This is a genomic window from Kouleothrix sp., assembly GCF_046328425.1.
Classification (GTDB): domain Bacteria; phylum Chloroflexota; class Chloroflexia; order Chloroflexales; family Roseiflexaceae; genus Kouleothrix.
This window is the reverse complement of the sequence record NZ_JAXLWP010000006.1, coordinates 54,251-75,573: the sequence shown is the minus strand read 5'-3', so window position 1 is coordinate 75,573 and position 21,323 is coordinate 54,251. Positions and strand designations below refer to the sequence as shown.

The 21,323-nt window shown below is 67.2% G+C and carries 21 protein-coding genes and 1 pseudogene; 15 read left to right on the top strand and 7 right to left on the bottom strand.

Annotation, left to right across the window (positions count from 1 at the left end; translation table 11 throughout):
* Positions 1 to 23 precede the first annotated feature (23 nt).
* From hemB to U0177_RS06455, 8 genes are all read left to right on the top strand, one after another.
* Positions 24 to 1,010, top strand: coding sequence for a porphobilinogen synthase (hemB, locus tag U0177_RS06490; protein WP_409569792.1), 987 nt, complete (start codon positions 24 to 26; stop codon positions 1,008 to 1,010).
* 4 nt (positions 1,011 to 1,014) lie between these two features.
* A complete protein-coding gene (locus tag U0177_RS06485; protein ID WP_409569791.1) occupies positions 1,015 to 2,415 on the top strand; it encodes a bifunctional enoyl-CoA hydratase/phosphate acetyltransferase in 1,401 nt (466 codons plus the stop codon).
* Between the two features lie 273 nt (positions 2,416 to 2,688).
* Complete coding sequence (locus U0177_RS06480) at positions 2,689 to 3,582, top strand: PhzF family phenazine biosynthesis protein (RefSeq protein ID WP_409569790.1); 894 nt, start codon at positions 2,689 to 2,691, stop codon at positions 3,580 to 3,582.
* An 18-nt stretch (positions 3,583 to 3,600) separates the two neighbouring features.
* The gene (locus tag U0177_RS06475; RefSeq protein ID WP_409569789.1) at positions 3,601 to 5,046 is read left to right on the top strand and encodes an MFS transporter; all 1,446 of its coding nucleotides are present in this window, start codon (positions 3,601 to 3,603) and stop codon (positions 5,044 to 5,046) included.
* An 87-nt stretch (positions 5,047 to 5,133) separates the two neighbouring features.
* Complete coding sequence (locus tag U0177_RS06470) at positions 5,134 to 5,763, top strand: AAA family ATPase (protein WP_409569788.1); 630 nt, start codon at positions 5,134 to 5,136, stop codon at positions 5,761 to 5,763.
* 35 nt (positions 5,764 to 5,798) lie between these two features.
* Positions 5,799 to 7,088 carry a glutamate-1-semialdehyde 2,1-aminomutase gene (gene hemL / locus U0177_RS06465; protein ID WP_409569787.1) on the top strand — a complete coding sequence of 430 codons (1,290 nt, stop codon included), beginning with the start codon at positions 5,799 to 5,801 and terminating at the stop codon, positions 7,086 to 7,088.
* 251 nt (positions 7,089 to 7,339) lie between these two features.
* Positions 7,340 to 8,101 (top strand): SDR family oxidoreductase, encoded by a 762-nt coding sequence (locus U0177_RS06460; RefSeq protein WP_409569786.1) that lies wholly within the window; start codon positions 7,340 to 7,342, stop codon positions 8,099 to 8,101.
* A 153-nt stretch (positions 8,102 to 8,254) separates the two neighbouring features.
* Complete coding sequence (locus U0177_RS06455) at positions 8,255 to 8,746, top strand: ferritin-like domain-containing protein (protein WP_409569785.1); 492 nt, start codon at positions 8,255 to 8,257, stop codon at positions 8,744 to 8,746.
* 61 nt (positions 8,747 to 8,807) lie between these two features.
* On the opposite strand, the gene U0177_RS06450 is transcribed toward U0177_RS06455, so the two are convergent.
* Positions 8,808 to 9,155 carry a hypothetical protein gene (locus tag U0177_RS06450; protein ID WP_409569784.1) on the bottom strand — a complete coding sequence of 116 codons (348 nt, stop codon included), beginning with the start codon at positions 9,153 to 9,155 and terminating at the stop codon, positions 8,808 to 8,810.
* Between the two features lie 212 nt (positions 9,156 to 9,367).
* Here U0177_RS06450 and U0177_RS06445 point away from each other — a divergent pair, with 212 nt between their 5' ends.
* Together U0177_RS06445 and U0177_RS06440 are read left to right on the top strand one after the other, a co-directional pair.
* The gene (locus tag U0177_RS06445) at positions 9,368 to 10,159 is read left to right on the top strand and encodes a Nif3-like dinuclear metal center hexameric protein (protein ID WP_409569783.1); all 792 of its coding nucleotides are present in this window, start codon (positions 9,368 to 9,370) and stop codon (positions 10,157 to 10,159) included.
* A gap of 106 nt (positions 10,160 to 10,265) precedes the next feature.
* On the top strand, positions 10,266 to 10,694 hold the full coding sequence (locus tag U0177_RS06440) for a peptidylprolyl isomerase (protein ID WP_409569782.1): 429 nt from the start codon (positions 10,266 to 10,268) through the stop codon (positions 10,692 to 10,694).
* Between the two features lie 71 nt (positions 10,695 to 10,765).
* On the opposite strand, the gene glyA is transcribed toward U0177_RS06440, so the two are convergent.
* Both glyA and U0177_RS06430 read right to left on the bottom strand, forming a co-directional pair.
* The gene (gene glyA / locus U0177_RS06435; protein WP_409569781.1) at positions 10,766 to 12,097 is read right to left on the bottom strand and encodes a serine hydroxymethyltransferase; all 1,332 of its coding nucleotides are present in this window, start codon (positions 12,095 to 12,097) and stop codon (positions 10,766 to 10,768) included.
* An 18-nt stretch (positions 12,098 to 12,115) separates the two neighbouring features.
* Positions 12,116 to 13,060, bottom strand: coding sequence for a DMT family transporter (locus U0177_RS06430; RefSeq protein WP_409569780.1), 945 nt, complete (start codon positions 13,058 to 13,060; stop codon positions 12,116 to 12,118).
* Positions 13,061 to 13,361: 301 nt separating this feature from the next.
* Here U0177_RS06430 and U0177_RS06425 point away from each other — a divergent pair, with 301 nt between their 5' ends.
* The 3 genes from U0177_RS06425 to U0177_RS06415 all read left to right on the top strand — a co-directional run bounded on the left by U0177_RS06425 (position 13,362) and on the right by U0177_RS06415 (position 17,303).
* Complete coding sequence (locus U0177_RS06425; RefSeq protein ID WP_409569779.1) at positions 13,362 to 15,080, top strand: DUF6909 family protein; 1,719 nt, start codon at positions 13,362 to 13,364, stop codon at positions 15,078 to 15,080.
* Between the two features lie 328 nt (positions 15,081 to 15,408).
* Positions 15,409 to 16,389, top strand: a complete 981-nt coding sequence (locus U0177_RS06420; RefSeq protein ID WP_409569778.1) for an SPFH domain-containing protein — start codon at positions 15,409 to 15,411, stop codon at positions 16,387 to 16,389.
* The gene (locus U0177_RS06415; protein WP_409569777.1) at positions 16,386 to 17,303 is read left to right on the top strand and encodes an SPFH domain-containing protein; all 918 of its coding nucleotides are present in this window, start codon (positions 16,386 to 16,388) and stop codon (positions 17,301 to 17,303) included. Before U0177_RS06420 ends, U0177_RS06415 begins: the two co-directional genes overlap by 4 nt.
* 349 nt (positions 17,304 to 17,652) lie before the next feature.
* Here U0177_RS06415 and U0177_RS06410 read toward each other — a convergent pair whose 3' ends face one another.
* The 3 genes from U0177_RS06410 to U0177_RS06400 are packed head-to-tail and all read right to left on the bottom strand — an operon-like array spanning position 17,653 to position 19,472.
* Positions 17,653 to 18,741 carry a pilus assembly protein TadG-related protein gene (locus U0177_RS06410; RefSeq protein ID WP_409569776.1) on the bottom strand — a complete coding sequence of 363 codons (1,089 nt, stop codon included), beginning with the start codon at positions 18,739 to 18,741 and terminating at the stop codon, positions 17,653 to 17,655.
* A 15-nt stretch (positions 18,742 to 18,756) separates the two neighbouring features.
* The gene (locus U0177_RS06405) at positions 18,757 to 19,152 is read right to left on the bottom strand and encodes a TadE/TadG family type IV pilus assembly protein (protein ID WP_409569775.1); all 396 of its coding nucleotides are present in this window, start codon (positions 19,150 to 19,152) and stop codon (positions 18,757 to 18,759) included.
* An 11-nt stretch (positions 19,153 to 19,163) separates the two neighbouring features.
* Complete coding sequence (locus U0177_RS06400) at positions 19,164 to 19,472, bottom strand: hypothetical protein (RefSeq protein ID WP_409569958.1); 309 nt, start codon at positions 19,470 to 19,472, stop codon at positions 19,164 to 19,166.
* A gap of 302 nt (positions 19,473 to 19,774) precedes the next feature.
* Between U0177_RS06400 and U0177_RS06395 the strand changes: the two genes are divergently transcribed.
* The gene (locus tag U0177_RS06395) at positions 19,775 to 20,407 is read left to right on the top strand and encodes a hypothetical protein (RefSeq protein ID WP_409569957.1); all 633 of its coding nucleotides are present in this window, start codon (positions 19,775 to 19,777) and stop codon (positions 20,405 to 20,407) included.
* Between the two features lie 173 nt (positions 20,408 to 20,580).
* Here the strand turns inward: U0177_RS06395 and U0177_RS06390 are convergent.
* A pseudogene (locus U0177_RS06390) lies at positions 20,581 to 20,640 on the bottom strand (TadE/TadG family type IV pilus assembly protein); the annotation flags it as partial.
* 169 nt (positions 20,641 to 20,809) lie between these two features.
* On the opposite strand from U0177_RS06390, the gene U0177_RS06385 reads away from it, so the two are divergent.
* Positions 20,810 to 21,319, top strand: coding sequence for an HIT family protein (locus U0177_RS06385; RefSeq protein WP_409569774.1), 510 nt, complete (start codon positions 20,810 to 20,812; stop codon positions 21,317 to 21,319).
* Positions 21,320 to 21,323: the final 4 nt, after the last annotated feature.

The following is a 21,323-nucleotide window of genomic DNA, read 5'->3' as shown; positions in this document are numbered from 1 at the left end:
GCAACACCCAAGGAGACCTTTGTATGTCGCTACTCTTCCGCCCGCGCCGGCTGCGCCGCACCGCCACGCTGCGCCGCATGGTGCGCGAGACGACGCTGGGCGCGCAGGATCTGATCGCGCCGCTGTTCATCGCCGAGGGCCGTGGCATCGCGCGCCCGATCGGCTCGATGCCCGGCCACGCCCAGCTCTCGGCCGACCGGATCGACCGCGAGGTCGACGATCTGGCCGAGCTGCGCGTGCCCGCCGTGCTGCTGTTCGGCATCCCGGCGCAGAAAGATGCCCAGGGCAGCGGCGCGTGGGCCGCCAATGGGCCGGTGCCAAGCGCCATCCGCGCGATCAAGCGCCGCGCCCCCGACATGGCCGTGGTGGCCGACGTGTGCATGTGCGAGTACACCGACCACGGCCACTGCGGCGTGCTCTCGCCCGAGCCAGGCAGCGGCGACGTGCAGAACGACCCGACGCTCGAGCTGCTGGCGCGCGCGGCCGTGGCCTACGCCGACGCCGGCGCCGATATCGTGGCCCCCAGCGCCATGATGGACGGCCAGGTGGCCGCTATCCGCGCCGCGCTCGACGCCGCCGGCCACCAGGGCGTGCCGATCCTGGCCTATGCCGCCAAGTTCGCCTCGGCATTCTACGGGCCGTTTCGCGAGGCTGCCGAGAGCACACCCCAGTTCGGCGACCGGCGGGCCTACCAGATGGACCCGGCCAACGCGCGCGAGGCGCTGCGCGAGGTCGCGCTCGACGCCGCCGAAGGCGCCGACATGCTCATGGTCAAGCCCGCCGGCGCGTACCTCGACATCATCAGCGCCGTGCGTGCGCGCTACGACCTGCCGCTGGCGGCGTATCAGGTGAGCGGAGAATATGCTATGATCAAGGCGGCCGCGCAGAACGGCTGGATCGACGAGCGTCGTGCCGCGCTCGAGAGCCTGATCGCCATCAAGCGCGCTGGCGCCGACTTGATCATTAGCTACTATGCCAAGGAGGCGCTGCGCTGGCTCGCTCAGGAGTAGCCACATGGAATACATCGAGAACCGCACTTTCGACGAGATCGCAGTCGGCGATAGCGCCAGCCTCACCCGCACGCTCACTGAGGCTGACATCAAACTGTTCGCGGTGATGTCGGGCGATGTAAACCCGGCCCACCTCGACGAAGAGTACGCTCGCAACGACATGTTCCACAAGATCATTGCGCATGGCATGTGGGGCGGCGCGCTGATCTCGACCCTGCTCGGCACCCAGCTGCCCGGCCCCGGCACGATCTACCTCGGGCAGACGCTGCGCTTCCGCCGGCCGGTCGCCGTCGGCGACACCATCACGGTGTCGGTGCAGGCCACGCTCAAAGACGCCGAGAAGCACCGCATTACCTTCGACTGCGCGTGCGTCAACCAGGCCGGCGATCCGGTGATCGGCGGCACCGCCGAGGTGATCGCGCCGAGCGAGAAGGTCAAGCGCCCGCGCGTGAGCCTGCCCGACGTGCACCTGCACGACCACGGCGCGCGCTACCGCCAGCTGATCGCCGCCGCCGCCGGGCTGCCGCCCATCCGCACCGGCGTGGTGCACCCAGTCGAGCACAGCGCGCTGCTCGAGGCGATCGAGGCCGCGCGCGCCGGCCTGATTGTTCCCCTGCTGATCGGCCCCGAGGCCAAGATCCGCGCCGTCGCCGACGAGGCCGGGGTCGACATTGGCCCCTACCAGCTGGTCGCCGTCGAGCATCGCAACGCCGCCCTGGCGAAGGCTGCGGCGCTGGCGCGATCCGGCGAGGCCGACGCGCTCATGAACGGCAGCCTGCGCCCCGAGGAGTTTCTGCGCGCGCTGGTCGACCCTGCCAACGGCCTGGGCACCGGCCACCGCATGAGCCACGTGTTCGTGCTCGACGTGCCGACATACCCGCGGCCGCTGTTTCTGACCGACTCGATGATGAACGTGTCGCCCACGCTCGACGACAAGCGCGACATCGTACAGAATGCCATTCGCCTGGCGCGCGTTCTGGGCATCGAGCAGCCAAAAGTCGCGCTGCTCTCGGCGGTCGAGACGATCAACCCGCGCATCCGCTCGACACTCGACGCCGCCGCGCTGTGCAAGATGGTCGAGCGCGGCCAGATCAGCGGCGGCCTGGTCGACGGCCCGCTCGGCTTTGATACCGCCGTCTCGGCCGAAGCGGCCCAGGCGCAGGGTATTACCTCGCCGGTGGCCGGCCAGGCCGACATCCTGGTCGTGCCCGATCTCGAGTCCGGCACCATGCTGGTGAAGCAGCTCGAATACCTGGCCGACGCCGAGTCGGCCGGGGTAGTGCTGGGCGCGCGCGTGCCGATCGTGCTCACCAGCAGCGCCGACAACCCGCTCAGCCGCATGGCATCGTGCGCGATCGCGCTGCTGCTGGCGCAGGCCCGCCATTCCGCCCTCGCGCACGCCTGAGCCGAGCACCGCGCAGCGCATTTAGAGCCTGTTTGGGAAGGGGGTGCGCGAGGGCCTATGTCCCTCGCACTTCTTCTGGCGGTGGCGGCCACATTCGTGGCCGCCACCCGCCAGAAAAAGTGAATACTTGGAGGGACTTCGTCCCTCCAAACCACCATGTTCAAACAGCTTCTTAGAAGCTGCCTGAACATGGTGCGGTGGCGGCGGCAAGGCCGCCGCACCCACAGATGCCTCTCCCCGCTCGGCGGGAAGGAGCAGAAGGACCCAAGAGCAATGCCCACGTTTCCGTTTATGCAGGTCGACGCCTTCACCAACCACCCGCTTGGCGGCAACCCGTGCGCAATCGTGTTCGACGCCGACACGCTCGACGACGCGACCATGCTGGCGATCGCCCGCGAGATGAACCTGTCGGAGACTGCGTTCGTGGTGCGATCGGCCGTGGCCGATGTCGGCGCGCGCTATTTCACGCCGGCCGAAGAGATCCCGCTCGCCGGCCATCCAACCGTCGCCACGGTATTCGCGCTGTTTGAGAGCGGGCGGCTTCGGCTTGCCGGCGACCACACGACGATCGCGCTTGAGCTGAAGGTCGGCCCGATCCGCGTCGACGTTCAGGCCAGCCACGGCCTGGTGCATACGGTGACGATGTCGCAGAAGCAGCCGCAGTTTCTGGCGACCTTCCCGGCCGACGAGGTGCTGCCGATCTTCGGCCTCGCTGCCGGCGACGCGCTGCCTGGCGTGCCGATCCAGGTGGTCAGCACCGGCACGCCACAGCTGATGCTGCCGCTACGCGACCACGCCGCGCTCCGCCGCGCCACGATCGCCGATGCCGCCGCCTATGCGCGCTTTCGCGGCGCGGCCGGATTTTTCAGCCCGCACCTGTTCTGCCTCGGCGGTGCCACCCCGGCCGGGCAGACATTCGCGCGGCACTTCGGCACGCCGCCCGACACGTCCGAGGATCCATTCACCGGCTCGGCCACCGGCGGCATGGCCGCCTACCTGTGGCGCTACCGCCTGATAGCCCAGCCGCGCTTCGTGGCCGAGCAGGGCCACTGGATGCAGCGCCCCGGCCAGGCGCAGGTCGAGGTCGTCGGCACGCCCGATGCTATCGAGACGGTCCGGGTCGGCGGCGGCGCGGTGACGGTGCTGCGCGGCGAGCTGGCGCTGTAGCCCAAGAGGGGTAGCCGATTGCAACCACTTCCCGACCGCCAGCTGCGCTGGGTGCTGGCCGCCGCGATCCTGGCGTCGAGCATGGCGTTTATCGATTCGTCGGCGCTGAATGTGGCGCTGCCAGCGCTGCAGGCCAGCCTGGGCGCCAGCGGCGCGCAGCTGCTGTGGGTGGTGAACGCCTACCTGCTGATGCTCGCCGCGCTGATCCTGTTCGGCGGCGCGCTCGGCGACGCGCTCGGCCGCAAGCGCGTGTTTATGGCCGGCATTGGCCTGTTCCTGCTGGCCTCGCTGGCCTGCGGCCTGGCGCCCAGCATCGCGGTGCTGATCGGCGCGCGGCTGCTCCAGGGCCTCGGCGGCGCGCTGATGATCCCCGGCAGCCTGGCGCTGATCAGCGCTTCGTACCCGGCCGAGCGGCGCGGCCGCGCGATCGGCGCGTGGTCGTCGGCCACCACGCTGGTGACGATCGCCGGGCCGATCCTCGGCGGCCTGCTGGCCCAGGCCGGGCTGTGGCGCGGCGTGTTTCTGATCAACCTGCCGATCGGCCTGGCCGCGCTGGCAGTGCTTGCGCGCTTCGTGCCCGAGGGCCGCAGCGCTGCCGCCGGGCCGATCGACTACCCCGGCGCGGCGCTGGCCTCGCTCGGGCTGGCCGGCCTGACCTACGGCAGCATCGCCGCGCCCGATCGCGGCTTCACCGACGCGCTGGTGCTCGGCACGCTGCTGGGCGGCCTGGCCGCGCTGGCGGCGTTCGTGGCCGTCGAGGCGCGCAGCCCCCACCCGATGATGCCGCTGCACCTGTTCCAGTCGCGTACATTCAGCGGAACCAACCTGCTGACGCTGTTCCTGTATGGCGCGCTCACCGTCGCCACCTTCTTTCTGTCGCTGAACCTGGTGAACGCCCAGGGCTACAGCCAGTCGCTGGCCGGGCTGGCCTTCACGCCGTTCGCGCTCACGCTGGCGCTGCTGGCGCGCCGCGCCGGTGCCCTGGCCGACCGCTACGGCGCGCGCGGGCCGCTGATCGCCGGCCCCGCGCTGGTGGGCCTGAGCTTCGCCGCGTTCGCGCTTGTCGGGCTGACGCGCGGCCCCAGCCAGTACTGGAGCACCTTTCTGCGGTGCGTGCTGCTGCTGGGCCTGGGCATGGCCATCACTGTCGCGCCGCTTACGGCGGCGGTGATGGGCGCGGTATCGGGGCGCGCCGCCGGCACGGCCTCGGGCATCAACAACGCAATCTCACGCGTCGCCGGGGTGCTGGCGCTGGCCGTCGTCGGCGCGCTGGCGCTCTCGCTCTACTCGGGCGCGCTCGCTCGCCACGCCGCCGCGCTGCCGCTCAGCCCTGCCGCGCGCGCCACGCTGCAGCGTGGCGCGCAGCTCGGGCGCAGGCGCTGCCAGCTACGCTCGCGCCCGCCGAGGCCGAAGCCGCTCGGCAGGCCGTGCGGCTGGCGTTCGTCGATACCTTTCGCACGGTGATGCTCGTGTGCGCGGCGCTGGCGTGGCTTGGCGCCGCCATGGCCGCGGCCTTTGTGCGCGGCCGCGCCGCCGCAGTTGAGTGAGTCGATGCCAACACCACTGCTGATGATCATCTCGGGGCCGCCCTGCTCGGGCAAGACGACGCTCGGCGCCTGGCTGGCCGCCGAGCTGCGGCTGCCGCTATTCCACCGCGACGCATTCAAGGAGCTGCTGTTCGATACGCTCGGCTGGGACGACCTGGCCTGGTCGCAGCGACTCGGCGGGGCCAGCTATGCGCTGCTGTACCATACCGCCGAGGCGCTGCTGCGCGCCGGCCGCTCGCTGATCGTCGAGAGCAACTTCGACCCGGCCCACGACCACGAGCGCCTGCGCGCGCTGGCCGAGCAGCACCCATTTTTGCCGCTCCAGGTGCGCTGCATGGCCGATGGCCCGGTGCTGTTCGAGCGCTTCAAGCGCCGCACCGAAAGCGGCACGCGCCACCCTGGCCACCTCGATCACCTGAACGTCGCCGTGTACGAGCCGGTGGCGCGCGAAGGCGCCGGCCCGCGCAACGATTTTCTCGATATCGGCGGCGCGCGCATCGACGTCGACACCACCGACTTCGCCGCGCTCGACTACCCGCGCCTGCTCGCCGAGGTGCGCGCCGCGATCGGCCGGCTCGAAGCCCTGGCGGCCGGCGCGCCCACAGGCATACAGCCGGACACTACTCTGGCTTGAATGTACCCATTCAAGCCGCTCAAGGAGGCATTGCAATGCTCGGTACCACTCGCTCGGCCGCGCTGTTCGCCGAGGCCCAGCAGCTCATCCCCGGCGGCGTGAACAGCCCCGTGCGCGCGTTTCGCGGCGTCGGCGGCGTGCCGCGCTTTATCGAGCGCGGCGCCGGCGCCATCCTCACCGACGCCGACGGCAACCAGTACATCGATTACGTGCTCTCGTGGGGGCCGCTGATCCTCGGCCATGCCCACCCGCGCGTTGTGGCGGCTGTGGCCGAGCAGGCCGCGCGCGGCACCTCGTTCGGCGCGCCAACCGCAATCGAGAGCGAGCTGGCGCGGCTGATCAGCCGGGCCATGCCGGCCGTCGAGCTGGTGCGCTTTGTCTCGTCGGGCACCGAGGCCACCATGAGCGCCGTGCGGCTGGCGCGCGCCTACACTGGCCGCGCCAAGGTCATCAAGTTCGCCGGCTGCTACCACGGCCACGCCGACGAGTTCCTGGTGCAGGCCGGCTCGGGCGTCGCGACACTGGGGCTGCCCGACAGCCCCGGCGTGCCCGCTGCCGCCACCGCCGGCACGCTCAGCGCGCCATTCAACGACCTCGCGGCCGTCGAGCGGCTGCTCAAGCAGCACCCCGAGCAGGTCGCGGCGATCATCGTCGAGCCGGTGGCCGGCAACATGGGCCTGGTGCTCCCGGCCGAGGGCTTTCTGGCCGGCCTGCGCGCCCTGGCCGATGCACACGGCGCGCTGCTGGTGTTCGACGAGGTGATGACTGGCTTTCGCGTGGCCTACGGCGGCGCGCAGGCGCGCTACGGCGTTACGCCCGACCTGACATGCCTCGGCAAGGTGATCGGCGGCGGTCTGCCGGCTGCGGCCTACGGCGGGCGCCGCGAGATCATGCAGCAGATCGCGCCGGCCGGGCCGGTCTACCAGGCCGGCACGCTCTCGGGCAATCCGCTGGCGATGGTCGCCGGCATCGCGACCCTCGAGGCGATCGGCGCGCCGGGCGCGTTCGCGCGGCTCGAGAGCGCCGCCACGCGCTTGCGCGACGGCTTCGCCCAGGCCGCCGAGGCCGCCGGCGTGCCGCTCCAGGCCGCCGCAGCCGGCAGCATGTGGGGCTTCTTCTTCACCGCCGCGCCCGTGCGCGACTACGCCAGCGCCAAGCAGCACGCCGACACCGCGCGCTACGCGCGCTTCTTCCACGCCATGCTCGAGCGCGGCGTGTATCTCGCGCCCTCGCAGTTCGAGGCCGCGTTCGTGTCGCTCGCGCACGACGACGCGCTCGTCGAGCGCACGCTCGATGCCGCGCGCGATGCTTTCGCCACGCTCTAGCCAAAGGCAGCGATAGCAATCCTGCGGGGCGACCCAGGGGCATACCGGGATGGTCGTCGGCTAAACACATATGCTCGATTGCTGTACAGTGAGGGTTCGAGGGCGGCTTCGCCGCTACTTACACTTTGGTTGGGGTTTGGGGGCGGCTTCGCCGCCCCATTCTTTGTGTTGCACTGCGTGGCTTCGCCACGCAGTGCAACACAATCTATACGTGATCAAGCGAAGAGCGTACTAGTATAAGGAGAACTGCAATGAATAACGACATGGCTGGCAAGGTCGCACTCGTCACCGGCGGCGGCTCGGGCATTGGCCGCGCCACCGCGCTGGCATTCGCCCGCCGCGGCGCTGCAGTGGTGCTGGCCGACACCAACGACGATGCAGGGCAGGCCGCCGCCGACGCGATCGGCCGCGACGGCGGCACCGCGCTCTTCCTGCACGCCGACGTGTCGCGCAGCGCCGACGTGCACACGATGATCGCCCAGGCCGTCGCGCGCTTCGGCCGGCTCGACTACGCGCACAACAACGCCGGCATCGAGGGCCAGCCCGGCCCGATGCTCGAATGCGGCGAAGACGAGTGGGATCGGATCATCGCCGTGAACCTCAAGGGCGTGTGGCTGTGCCTCCAGGCCGAGATCCGCCAGATGATCGGCCAGGGCGGCGGCGCGATCGTCAATACCGCCTCGGTGGCCGGGCTGGTGGGCTCCGAGGGCCTGGCCGCCTACAGCGCCAGCAAGCACGGCGTCGTCGGGCTCACCAAAACCGCCGCGCTCGAATATGCCCGCGCCGGGGTGCGCGTCAACGCCGTCTGCCCTGGCTTCATCCACACGCCCATGCTCGTGCGATTCACCAACGACGACGCCCAGGCCAACGCGCGCCTGGCGCGCGCCCACGCGCTCGGCCGGCTCGGCACCCCCGAGGAGGTGGCCGAGGCGGTCGTGTGGCTCTGCTCCGAAGCGGCAGCGTTTGTCACTGGCCACGCGCTCGCCGTCGACGGCGGCCTGGTGGCGCGATAGCCGCGATGGCACGCAGCTTGCTCCCTTTCGGCTATGCCAATGGTGGCATTGCAACAAGCGGCGGTGGTTTGTGGGGCTTGGGGACGCGGCCTGGCCGCAGTACCGGCCCCGTTGCTTTGAAAAGCGCCGCCGCCACACGAGAGGAGCACTTCCATGAAAATGACTTCGCTGGAAGACCTGTACATGGCCGACCTGCAAGACATGTACGACGCCGAGCACCAGATCACCGAGGCGCTGCCCAAGATGATCAAGGCCGCGTCGTCGACACAGCTCAAGACCGGCTTCGAGAAGCACCTCAAGCAGACCGAGGAGCAGATCCGGCGGCTTGAGACGGTGTTCAAAAACCACGGCGCGAAGGCCGAGCGCAAGGCTTGCAAGGCCATGAAGGGCCTGATCGCCGAGGGCGACGAGATCATGAAGGAAAAGGCTAGCCCCGATGTGCTCGACGCCGCCCTGATCGGCGCGGCTCAGAAGGTCGAGCACTACGAGATCGCCTCGTATGGCACGCTGCGCACCTACGCCCAGCTGCTCGGCTTCCGCGACGACGCCAGCCAGCTCGACGCGACGCTGCAGGAAGAGGGCACCACCGACAAAGAGCTGACGCGCATGGCCACGATGATCAACGTGCGCGCCGAAGAAGCCTAATACCAATTGGTGGGGGGTTGGGGGGCGGCTTCGCCGCCCCCGTGCCGCATTCCCAGCGCGCCTACGTCTTCCGCCCCAGCAGAAACATCGCCACCGACAACACCAGCCCCCACACGGCCAGCACCGCCACAAAGCTGGCGTGCCGCCGCATCGCCGTCGCCCCTGCCAGCCTGCGGTAGGCCAGCAGGTAGCCCGCCACGATCGAAGGCGGCCACAGCAGCGTTATGAAGATCGCGATCGGCCAGTAGCTGTCGGCCGGCAGCGCATCGAGCGCGCCCGCGCCAAACAGCAGCGTGATCACCGGCGTCGCGACCGCGAAGATCAGCGCGCCTGGCAGCCCCAGCAACATCATCCCGCCCACCGCGCTCAGCAGCGCCGCGCCGAGCGCGAACCAGAACCCTCGCGTCATCGCTTCCTCGATCCTAGCTTATACCAACTTCGCTTGATTACGTACGCTTTGCTGGGGTTTGGGGCGGCTTCCCCGCCCCCAAACCCCCTCACATACAGCAAATGTTCAGCCGGATGTAGTAGTAGACTATAGTCGTCGCCGGCTAGAAACGGTGTATCATGGCGGCTGGCCTGCCCGCAACCGCTGTTCGGCTGATTTTCGAAAGGGGCGCTATGCCATCGCCACTCACCATCGCCGCCGCGATCGACACGATCCTGGCGGCCACGCCATTCGACCCGGCCTACGATACTGTCGATACTGTGAAGATTGGCGACGCGCAGCAGCCGCTGCGCGGCATCGCCACCACCTTCATGGCCACCTGCGAGGTGATCGAGCGCGCCGCCGCCGCCGGCGCCAACCTGCTGATCACCCACGAGCCAACGTTCTACAACCACCTCGACACCACCGACTGGCTCGAGCACGACCCGGTGTACCAGGCCAAGCACGCGCTGATCGAGCGCCACGGCCTGGTGATCTGGCGCTTCCACGATCACTGGCACATGCACCAGCCCGACGGCATCTACACCGGCGTGCTGCGCGCGCTCGGCTGGCAGCCGGCCCACCCCGACGCGCCCATCTTCGACATCCCGCCCACCACGCTGGCCGACCTGGCCGCGCAGCTCAAGCACAAGCTCGGCATCACGATGCTGCGCGCAGTCGGCAGCCCCGATCTGCCCTGCCGCCGCGTGGGCCTGCTGGTCGGCGCGATCGGCGGGCGCGTGCAGATCGACGTGATGAGCCAGCACGAGGTCGACGTGCTGGTGTGCGGCGAGATCGCCGAGTGGGAGACCAGCGAGTACGTGCGCGACGCCGGTCTGCTTGGCTTCGCGCGCGGCCTGATTGTCACCGGGCACGCGCCCAGCGAAGAGGCCGGCATGGCCTACCTCGCCGAGTGGCTTGGCGAGCGCCTGCCCGGCGTCCCGGCCACACACCTGCCCGCCGGCTCGCCGTTCTGGTTCGCCTGAGCCACCTTCATTGCGCCGGCACTGCGAGTGTGCTATGCTGACGCCTCATAAAAGCGCTTGGCAACCTGTGCTGGCCGCGCCCAGCACAGCCGAGAAGGAGAGGGTTATGGCACAGGCAAAACACGGCGATACCGTGCAGGTTCACTATACCGGTACGCTGGCCGACGGCACGGTTTTCGATAGCTCGCGCGAGCGCGAGCCGCTGGCGTTCACGCTCGGCGAGGGCCAGGTGATCCCCGGCTTCGACCAGGCCGTGCTCGGCATGCAGCCCGGCGAAAGCAAGCAGGTGGTCATCCCCGCCGACGACGCCTACGGCCAGTATCAGGACGATATGGTGTTCGAGGTTGGGCGCGAGCAGCTGCCGCCGAACTTCACGCCGACGCTCGGCGAGCAGTACCAGATCCAGCAGGGCGACGGCACGCCCATGGTCGTCACCGTCAGCGAGATCACCGCCGACGCCGTGACGCTCGACGCCAATCACCCGCTCGCCGGCTACGACCTCACATTCGACCTCGAGCTGGTCGGCATCGAGTAGCCTGCGGGCAGTAGCGCCGAGCCGGCGGCTGGCAGCAACCCAATGCCAGCCGCCGGCTGCGTTTTCTCGCCCTACTGGCGCACAAAGTGCAGCTGCTGAAAGCCGCGCCGCAGCGCCACTACGTCGGGCTGCACCCGCTCGGGCGCCTCGCCGGCCACCAGCACCCGCGCGATCAGCTCGGCCACGCGCGGCATATCCGCCGGCTGCATGCCCCAGCGCGTGATCTCCTGCGTCCCCAGCCGCAGCGCGTTGAAGTCGCCCGGCACCGGCGGCAGCGGCAGCTCGATCCCGCTCGTCAGAATATTCGCCCGCTCCAGCACGCGCGCGGCCGCCGTGCCGCCGCCGTACGCCTGCGCGTGTATCGCCACATGCTGCGACTCGGTGTAGCCACGTCCCGCCACCGCGTGCACCGGGCAGCCGCGCTCGGCCAGCGCCGCCGCCAGCGCCTGCGCGTTCGCGATACACGTGCGCGCATACGCGCGCCCAAACTCGCGCAGGTCGAGCATCGCCACGATCAGCGCGGCCGTCTTGCCCAGGTCGAAGTTCGCCGTCAGCCCTGGGTAGGCGATTGCGTCGAGGCGCCGCGCCAGCTCGGGCTCGTTCGTCAGGATCATGCCCGAGGGCGGCCCGCCAAACGATTTGTAGGTCGAGCTGGTCATCAGGTGCGCGCCCTCGGCCAGCGGCTGCTGAAACGCGCCGCCGGCGATCAGGCCCGACATATGCGCCGCGTCGTACATCAGGTATGCGCCCACCGCGTCGGCCACCGCGCGCGCCTCGGCCACCGGGTAGGGGAACAGGCACATGCTGCCGGCCACAATGATCAGCTTTGGCCGGATGCGCTCGGCCGCAGCGCGCAGCCCTGCCACGTCGATCGACATGCGCGCCGCGTCGTAGGGCACGTCGTGGATCTCCAGGCCATACAGCCCGGCCGCGCCGGCCTGGTGGTGCGTCACGTGGCCGGCCGCGCTGTCGGCAAAGGCCATGATCCGGTCGCCCGGCTTGGTGCAGGCCATGTACGCATACAGGTTCGCCAGCGAGCCGCTGCCCACCCGAAACTCGGCGTAGGCGCAGCCAAACAGCTCCTTCAGCAGCTCGGCCGCGATGATCTCCAGCTGCTCGGCGTGCTGCATGCCCATCTCGTACTTCGCGCCAGGGTAGCCCAGGCTCGGCCGGCTGCCAACGCTCGCGCCCATCAGCCGCGCGGCGCGCGGGTTCAGCACGTTCGTGCCGGCGTACAGGCTCAGGCACTCGCGATCCATGTACTGCTCGTGGCGCGCCAGCAGCTCGTGCACCTCGCGCTCGAGCGCGTCCGATCCAAGCCCACGGTAGTGCGCCGCGCGCTCCTCGATCGCTGCCTCAAGCTCGGCCGGCACCCACGGCCGTGTGAAATCAGTTGTTGTCACGCTAGGCCGCTCCTCTTATCAAAGAACCGGATCATCATCTGTAGCAATACCTTCCGGCCGCAGCACCACCAGGCTCACGCCCACCAGCATCAGCGCCGCGCCCAGCACAAACGCCGCACCCAGCGGCTCGCCCAGAAACAGCCAGGCCAGCAGCACGCCGGCCAGCGGCTGAAAGTACATCATCGCCGCCACCGGCGCGGCGCCTGCCCGCCCAAGCGCCCAGAACAGCACCAGAAAGCCGAACACCGTTACCAGCAGGCCGGTGTACGCCAGCGCCGCCACGCCGATCGGCGTGAAGCGCGGCAGCTGGCCGCCGGCCCACTCGTACGCGCCGAACGGCAGCATCGCCAGCGTGCCCACCAGCCCGGCCGCGGCGGTTGCCGGCAGCGGCGCGTGGCGGCGCATCAGGTCGCGCCCCAGCAGGTTGTACACCGCCCAGCCAAGCGAGCCAGCCACAAAGATCGCGTCGCCCAGCAGGCGGCTGGCGAACGCGCCCCCGTCGCCGCCCTGCGGCCACAGGATCAGCAGCAGCCCGCCGATCGCCAGCACAAACCCCAGCCCGCCGCGCCAGCTCAGCCGCTCGCCGAGCCACGGCCACGCCAGCACCGCCACCCACAGCGGCGTGGTGGTGGCGATCATCGCGATATCGGCCGCCGGGCTCAGCTGCAGCGCCAGCGTCTGGCTGAGCTGCACAAAGCAGAAGCCGCTCAGCCCCATCGCCACAATCCGCCCGGCGTCGGGGCCGCGCAGCAGCCGCCAGGCCGCGCCGCGCGCCAGCGGCAGCAGCACCGCCAGCGCCAGCACGAACCGCAGCAGCGCAAATGTCAGCGGCGGGATGCTCGCCAGCGCCGGCTTGGTCAGCGGAAATGCCGCACCCCAGATGATATTGATGCCGGCCATCGCCAGCACCGCCAGGTACGATTGGCGCGCCGCACCGCCGCGCGCGATTGATCTGCTTGCCATAGTCTCCACGATATATGCATCTCCAGGCGCATATCATACCGCAGAATGATCTGCGGCCTGGCGGTTTCAGCTTCGCCGAAACCGCCAGGCCGCAGCAAACATCGCCATCTCGCGCGCGCCGAGGAGGGGCTGAGGCGCGAGGGCCGCGCCTGAACAAACTGCAATACCAACCTGAATAGTACGTCAGACCGGCGCAGACAACATCTGGTATACTGATCACCAGAAACGATTCGCCAGAGCCGGCGAGCGCGCCCGATCGGCGGGAGGCCCATCCAGCCGGCGAACCGCGCAAGAGGCACTCATGCACCTGAGAGATCATACCGTCCGCGCACCGCTCGACCTGTTCCACCGCACCTACCACTCACTGCTGCGCAGCACCGGCGAGATCCAGATCCAGGCGCTCGTCGAGCAGTACGCCGCCTTCGAGCCTAGCCTGCACCACCTCGTGCGCGAGCAAACCCCCGATCTCGCCGCGCTCACCTATACCTCGCTGCGCCTGCCCGCCTGCATCGACGCCGTGCGCCTTGTGCTGCTCGGCCAGTCGCACGAGGTCTTCGCCCGCCACGGCTACGGCGATGTCCTCGCCTGGCAGCCGGTCAGCGCGCCCGGCCGCCGCCGCAAGATCTTCTTCGACGGCCACGAGACGCTCGCCGTGCTGATCGCTAGCCCATCCGACCTCGACGACCTCATCCCCATCCTGGTGGCGTTCCAGATTGAGTGGAACAAAATTCATACGCTGCTGGCCGACCACCGCCTGCTCAGCGGTCTCGAGCGCCTGCGCGACCGGGTCGCCATCCCCAGCGACGAGCAAAACGAGCTGCTGGCCGCCGCCGGCCTCGCCCGCGACGACATCGCGCGCCTCCGTACGATCTGGGGCGAGGCCTTGGCCGAGCGCCTGCTGCGCATCGGCCAGTGGAAGAAGCGCTTCGCCGTGCGTATGCTCGGCGGCTCGCTCATGGACTACGAGCGCGCCACGCTGCGCTGGTGGTGGAAGATCGAGCACGAGCTTCAGCCGATCTGCTTCAGCCAACGCCCGGTCTACTTCGTCTCCAGCAATACTCACAGCCTGATCAATCTCCTCTCGGGCTTCGCGCTGCGCCACACCGACGAGCTGCTCGGCTTCATCCGCGCGCGCGACCACGGCGGCCTGCTGGCCGAGTACCAGAAGATCGTCGACGAGCAGGTGCCTTCGTCGCTCGAAAACTTCTTCTACTATGTCCAGAAGAAGTACCAGGCCGCCCCCGCTAGCGCCGCCTATTTCGAGCAGCGCGCCGCCGAAGAGCGCGCCCTCGGCATTCATCGCGTGCCCAGCAAATTTTATGTCGATGTCGACGCCCAGGTCATCGAGCTCAGCAAGCTCGACCCGGCCTGCCTCGACCCGCGCATCCGCGTGGAGGGTGCCGAACGCCTGCGCGCGAGCGACGCGCTGCTGGTGAATATCGACTACCCGCTCGGCCTGGCCGCCTACCACATTCTCAAGATCGTCGGCCGTAGCGTTGGCGAGCTGCGCGGCGTGTATGTGCTCGGCAAAGCCGCCACGCTCAACGGCAAGATCGGCGATGTGCTCATCCCCAACATGGTCTACGACGAGCACACCGACAACACCTACAGCTTCGCCTCGGCCTTCAGCGCCGCCGACATCGAGCCCTACCTGGCCCACGGCAGCGTCCTCGATAACCAGAAGGCCGTCACGTCGCGCGGCACATTCCTGCAAAACACTGCCTTCCTCGACGCACTCTACCGCGACTTTTTCACCGATGTCGAGATGGAGGCCGGCCCGTATCTCAACGCGATCTACGAGCACACCTTCGCCGAGCGCTACCCGCGCGATCAGAACGTCAGCTTTCTACGCCCGCCCTTCGATATCGGCTTCCTGCACTACGCCTCCGATACTCCCTACAGCAAAGGGCTCAATCTCGGCTCGCGCAATCTGTCGTACTTCGGCATGGATCCGACCTACGCCACGTCGCTGGCGATCGCCCGGCGCATTCTGCGCCAGGAGGTCGCTCGCCTCTCCTAGTGGCCAGGAGCCGAGATAGCGGTGGAGTGTCGCTCGAGCGCATCAGAGCGCCCAAGTGCTCCGCTATAGCGCCCGCCGAAACCCGGCGGCCTACTCTGCGTAGATCTAGGTAGGAGTTACGCACCTGCGTGATGCGGCTTCCTCAAGGTACGCGTTTTCGCCTGCGGCAGCATAGTACTTGCTCATCTTCTGCGTTGCGGTGTTCCCGCGCGGGGAAACCACGCAGTCTATCAGGCGGTACCGCTCTGCCGAAGGCGGAGCACGCCAACCGCGAAAGCCCTGCTCGTGTGGCAGCTGCAATCTGCATCGGAATAGCGGAGGAGGAAATATGCTTTTCACCGGCCTCATCTTCGGCTTCGTCACCTGGTTTCTGGTGCGCTACCTGATCGGTGGCTTCTATACCGTCAACCAGAACGAGCGCGCCGTCAAAACGATCTTCGGCCGCGCCGAGCGCCTGGGCAAATCCACGCTCGAAGACCCGTTCGCCGAATACCTGCGCCCCGAAGAGCGCGAGCGCTACGCCTACCCGCAGGTGCGCGTCATCCCGCCCGGCGGCCCCTACTGGAAGTGGCCCTGGGAGCGCATTTACAAGGTCTCGGTGGCCACGCAGACGGTGAACATGGCCTCGGATCCCGAAGACCCTACCGCCAACAAGCAGGGCACCGAGCTCGCCGCCGTCACCAAAGATCAGCTCAATATCGGCCTCACCGGCCAGATCCGCTACCGCGTCTGCGAGCGCAACCTCTACGCCTACCTGTTTGGCGTGAAGCAGCCGGTGGTGCACGTGCTCGGTTACTTCATCTCGATCCTGCGCGAGCGCATCGCGAACTTCGAGGCCCCGCGCGCCAACGCCATGGATACCATCCAGCTCGACAGCAATATCGTCACCGGCGTCTCGATCAACGACCTGCGCAAAAACCTGCGCGACCTCAACGAGCTCATGGACCGCGAGTGCCTCTCGTCGGAGGCGCGCTACGGCATTACCTTCGACGCCTCGCTGATCACCGGCATCGACCCGCCGCCCGAGGTTGAGTCGGCCCTCGCGGCGATCAACACCGCCCATAACCAGGTGTCGTCCGACATCAGCCTGGCCCAGGCCGCCGCCGATCAGAAGATCGTGCAGTCGCGCCGCGCTGTCGAGATCGAGACGCTCAAGGCCCATGCCGAGGTCGAGCCGCTGCGCGCGCTGGCGGGGCAGCTCGCCGAGCTCAAGCGCAACGGCCCGCGCGCGCTCGAGCTGTACCTGCGCAATGTGCGCCTGCGGCTCTACAACCAGGCCCAGCGCGCCATCCTGGAGGTGAAAGAATGAGCACATTCTTGATCAGCGCGTTTGTCACTTTCATCCTCAGCTTCCTGCTCGTGCCGGTTGTGCTGGGGTTCGCGCGCTTCTTCGGCCTCTACGCAATCGTCAACGAGGGCACCTGCCACGTGTACGTGCTGTTCGGCAAGGTGCAGGCGGTGCTGCGCGAGCCAGGGCTGTACTTCCTGCCGCTGAAGCTCGGCCCGGCCGCGTTTATCATCAGCTTCGCCGGCCGCCGCCACGTGCTCGACATGCGCCGCGACCAGGTGTACCTGCGCAGCCAGCCGGTCAACTCCGAAGAAGGCGCACCCATGGGCATCGGCATCTGGTACGAGATGTATATCAGCGACCCGGTGGCCTACCTGTTCAAAAACGCCGACCCGCGCGGCTCGCTGGCGGCGAATGTCAGCAATGCGGTGGTGCGCAACCTCAGCAACATGCCGCTGGCCGATATGCTCGAGACGCGCCATACCATGAGCCAGGCCGTGCGCGCCGAAGTCTCGCCCAAGTCGCACGAGTGGGGCTACCAGCTCGGCTCGATCTACATCCGCAAAGTGCACTTCCGCGATGAGGGCATGATTCGCCAGATCGAGGCCAAGGTCGTCAACCGGCTGCGCCAGGTCACCTCGGCGATCAAGCAGGATGGCGCCAACCAGGTCAGCATCATCACCAGCACCGCCGAGCGCCAGGCCGCCATCGAGTTTGCCAAGGCCGAAGCCATGCGCCCGACGATTGTCGGCGCTGCGCTCAACGAGATCGCGCAAGATCCCGAGGTGGCCCAGGCGCTCTTCGAGATCCTCGAGAACCAGCGGCTTATCGAGGGTAAGGTGCCGATCACCCTGGTGCCGCCGCGCAGCGAGATCATCACCCAGCTGCTGGCAAGCCAGCCAGCCCCGCCAGCCCTGCCCGACGGGCGCGCATAAAGGCCAATCGCTTGGTTTGATGTGGGGGTTTGGGGCAGTTTCGCCTTGATGGGGGTTTGGGGGCGACCTCGTCGCCCCCAAATTTCTTTTTGTTAAGAGTTACGCATTTGCGTGTTTCGGCTTGCTCAAGCGACGAGATCGAGCCTGCGGCAGCATGGTACTTATTCATCTTCTGTGTGCAGTTTTTCCGCGCTCCGCGCGGAAAAACTGCACACGTCCAAAAGGAAAGTACCACTCTGCCGAAGGCTAAGCACGCCAACTGGGTAATCTCCTATTTTGTGTGTCACTGCGTGGCGAAGCTACGCAGTGACACACAATCTATACATGATCAAGCGAGAGCGCATAAAATCTATTGCACCAGGTTGATCGCGAATGTGCCAAAGAACGAGGTAGTGTTGCCGTTGATCGGGCCGGGCGCGCTATAGTATTTCACCAGCTCGCCACGCACCACGTTGCCGCTGCGGCTCACCAGCTTGATCGCCATAAAGCCGCGTATGTTATATGAGATCGCGCCGCCCGACGAAAGCCGCTCGTACACCGGAAACAGCACCGTCGAACGATCGGCCTGGCTAATCCGCCAGTCCACCGCATTTTTCAGCGCGCTATTCACCGGCACAGCCAGCGTCTGCTGCTCGGTGTCGCTCACCAGCCGATGCGCCGAGCCCTTGCACCACCAGTAGCTCAGGTTGTCTTCAAATGCCGTCTCGCTGTAGCTGTTGCAGCTGCTGGTTGAGCCCAGCGGCGGCGCCGGCCCATCCGGCAGCAGCGTCACTTGGCGCAGATCCACCGTGCCAATATGCCCGCTTGTCGAGGTCGTGACGGTCGAGCTGAACATATCAATATCCCACGCCGTTCCCGTCACCGAGCGCGACCACAGCGACGCCCAGGTACGATTGATCGCCAGCGGCACAATGTCCACCCCACTCGCGCCGCCTAGCGGGCCGACGAACGCCAGCCCAAACGCCTGGGCGTTCAGCGTGTCGCGCCCCATCAGCGGCATGAAAAACGTGTGGAACGTATAGTGCAGCTCAACCGAAACCCCACGAATATCATCCGAGGTTTCGTTGATGCCCTTCACCTGCGGCACCGAGCTGCTATTGTTCGCGATCGCGCTGCCAATCGGCGTGCCGACCTTGCTGATATAGTAGGCTGTCCAGCTGATCGACCCGGCCGAGCTGCCGCTAAGATGCGCGTTCAGGTAGCTGTCGATCGCGTTGTACACCGTGCTGTTATGATTCTGCGAGCTGTCGAGGTTCGCATCGAGCAGCGCGCGAGCGCCGGCCATCGCCGCCGAGTCGGCCGCAATATTGGCATTGCGGCGTTGCGCAAATGCATATGCGCCGTCGACGCCCAAGCCCACCAGCGCCACCAGCAGCACGAGCACCAGCGCCACCAGTACTACCGCCTGGCCCGGCTGATGCGCATGTCGTCGGATCATGTCCTTGCTCCTCGCTCAACAACCCAGCTGCGGAACCACCGTCCGGCTGCGCAGCGTCACCTGCATGCTGGGCACCAGGTAGCTAAACAGCAGATTGTGGTGGTATGTCGCCTCGATCGTCGTTTCCTTGCTGCCTACCGCGTCGTCGATGCACTGGTTTATCGTGACGCTCACCTCTTCGAGAAATGTGCGCTGGGCCAGCTCACTCTCGACTTGCCCGCGAATGCCTGGCTCGTCGCGCGGGTGCTGCATGGCGTAGTAGCCCCCTTCGGCCACTGCATTGCGCAGCGCCACCTGCGACGAGTAGGCCAGCGCGAAATCAACACCGCCCATCAGCAGCGTCAGCAGCAGCACCGCCACCAGCGCAAACTCGATCAACGCCTGCCCATGTTGTGTACGATTACTCTTCATCAGCTTCGTCTCTAGCAGAATGATGGCACGCCCGGCGATGTCGTCACCGGCACGTTGCTATCGCCTGGCGCGGTTATATACCCCGGCGCCGAAACATCCGGGTAGCCGATTTGCAGCTGATCCGACACGGTGTACCCCGACATACCACAGATCTGCGCGATGCCATTCGAGTCGGTTGTCAGCGTGAGCGACGACTGGGCAACACCATTCTTCGAGCGATAGATCGTGACGGTGACACCGGCAATACCCTGGCCGGTGAGCGGGTTGTACACCTGCACCTGCAGGTAGAACGGCGCCGCTACAGTTCCACCATTCGTCACCGTATACTTCTGAGGCAGCACGCTCACCGCCAGCGGCTGCGGCGTTGGCGTCGGCGTGTTTGTCGGTGGCGCCAGCGGCGTATTCGTCGGCGTCGATGTCCTGGTGGCGGTTGGCGTGCTTGTGCGCGTCGGCGTGATCGTTGGCGTGCTTGTGCGCGTCGGCGTATTGCTCGGCGTCGGCGTATTCGTAACCGTCGGCGTGTTGGTGCGCGTCGGCGTGTTTGTTGGCGTGTTTGTAATCGTCGGCGTGCTGGTGCGCGTCGGCGTGTTTGTAATCGTCGGCGTGTTGGTGCGCTGTTGGCGTGTTTGTCGGCGTCGGCGTGATCGTCGGCGTGCTCGTATTCGTCGGCGTCAGCGTCTTGGTTGGCGTGCCGCTCGCGGTTGGCGTCAGTGTATTCGTCGGCGTATTGCTCGGCGTCGGCGTGATCGTCCGCGTCGGCGTATTGCTCGGCGTCGGCGTGATCGTCCGCGTCGGCGTATTGCTCGGCGTCGGCGTGCTCGTCCGCGTCGGCGTATTGCTCGGCGTATTCGTAATCGTTGGCGTGTTGGTGCGCGTCGGCGTATTGCTCGGCGTGCTGGTCGAAGTGCTGGTCGGGCTGGCCGTGCTCGTCGCTGTGTTCGTCGGCGTGTCGCTTGGCGTCGGCGTGTCGCTTGGCGTCGGCGTGTCGCTTGGCGTCGGCGTCGGCGGCACCGGCGTCGGCGTCGGCACGAACCCGGATGTCACCTGGCAGCCAGTCGTGATCGTACGGCTCGCCACCGCATCAACGTTCACATGCGGGATGACGCTGCGCGTAAGCGGGTCGAGTAGATCAAACGAGTATTGCACCGTCACCGTCACTGGGTCGCCAAAGCTCTGCTTCGGCAGGCCAACATACCCGGTTGTGCCGGTAGACAGCGGGGTGTTCGGCGCGGTGTCGACCGATACGCCGATATAGTCGAGCCGCGGCGTAATGCTCGATTGATCGACCAGCGCGACCACCCGAGCGCGCGCCGCTGCTCGAATCGCGATATAATCGTCGTTGTTTGGGCAGGCGTGTACCGCCGCCGAACGAGCGCCCTCGCGTGCTGCGTTGTTCACTTCAACATAGATGAACGTCGCATAGCCCATCTCAACAATTCCAACAATCAGCAGCACCAAGGCCGGCAGAATCAGCGCAAACTCGACCATACTCTGCGCGCGAGGCTTGCGATGTCGTGTAGAATATGCTCGCATTGCCCAACATCCTCCTTACCACCAAAACGTTCCTCTCGCGGTCGCGGCGTGCGCCTGCTACCACTTGGCAGCGGTCGTGGTATGATGCGCCTGTCGGGCACCCTACCAAGAGGAGCGTTTCCACATGGACATTAAATTCACACCATGGCGCATGGCGTATATCAAAAGCGCAGCTACCCCTGCCGATCCGGCATGCGTGCTATGCGCAAACGGCCAAACTGAGCCGAATTCGAGCAGCTTGGTGCTATACCGTGGCACCGGCTGCTATGTATTGATGAACCTCTACCCGTATAACACCGGGCACCTGATGGTAGTGCCCTACCTCCACACTGCCGATCTGCCCGGCCTGGCGCCTGCCAGTGCGCACGAGCTGTTCGATCTTACCCAGCGCTGCGTGGCAATCCTTGCTGAAGCGCTGGCGCCGCATGGCTTCAACATCGGCATGAACCTCGGCCGCACCGCCGGCGCCGGCATCGACGAACACCTGCACATGCATATCGTGCCGCGCTGGAACGGCGACTCGAACTTTATGCCGATCGTCGGCGGCACCAAGCTTATTCCCGAAGCCCTCGACCAGACCTACGCCAAACTGCGGCCGTTCTTCGACCAGCTCAACGCGCCAGCCGGTGCCTAGCTCG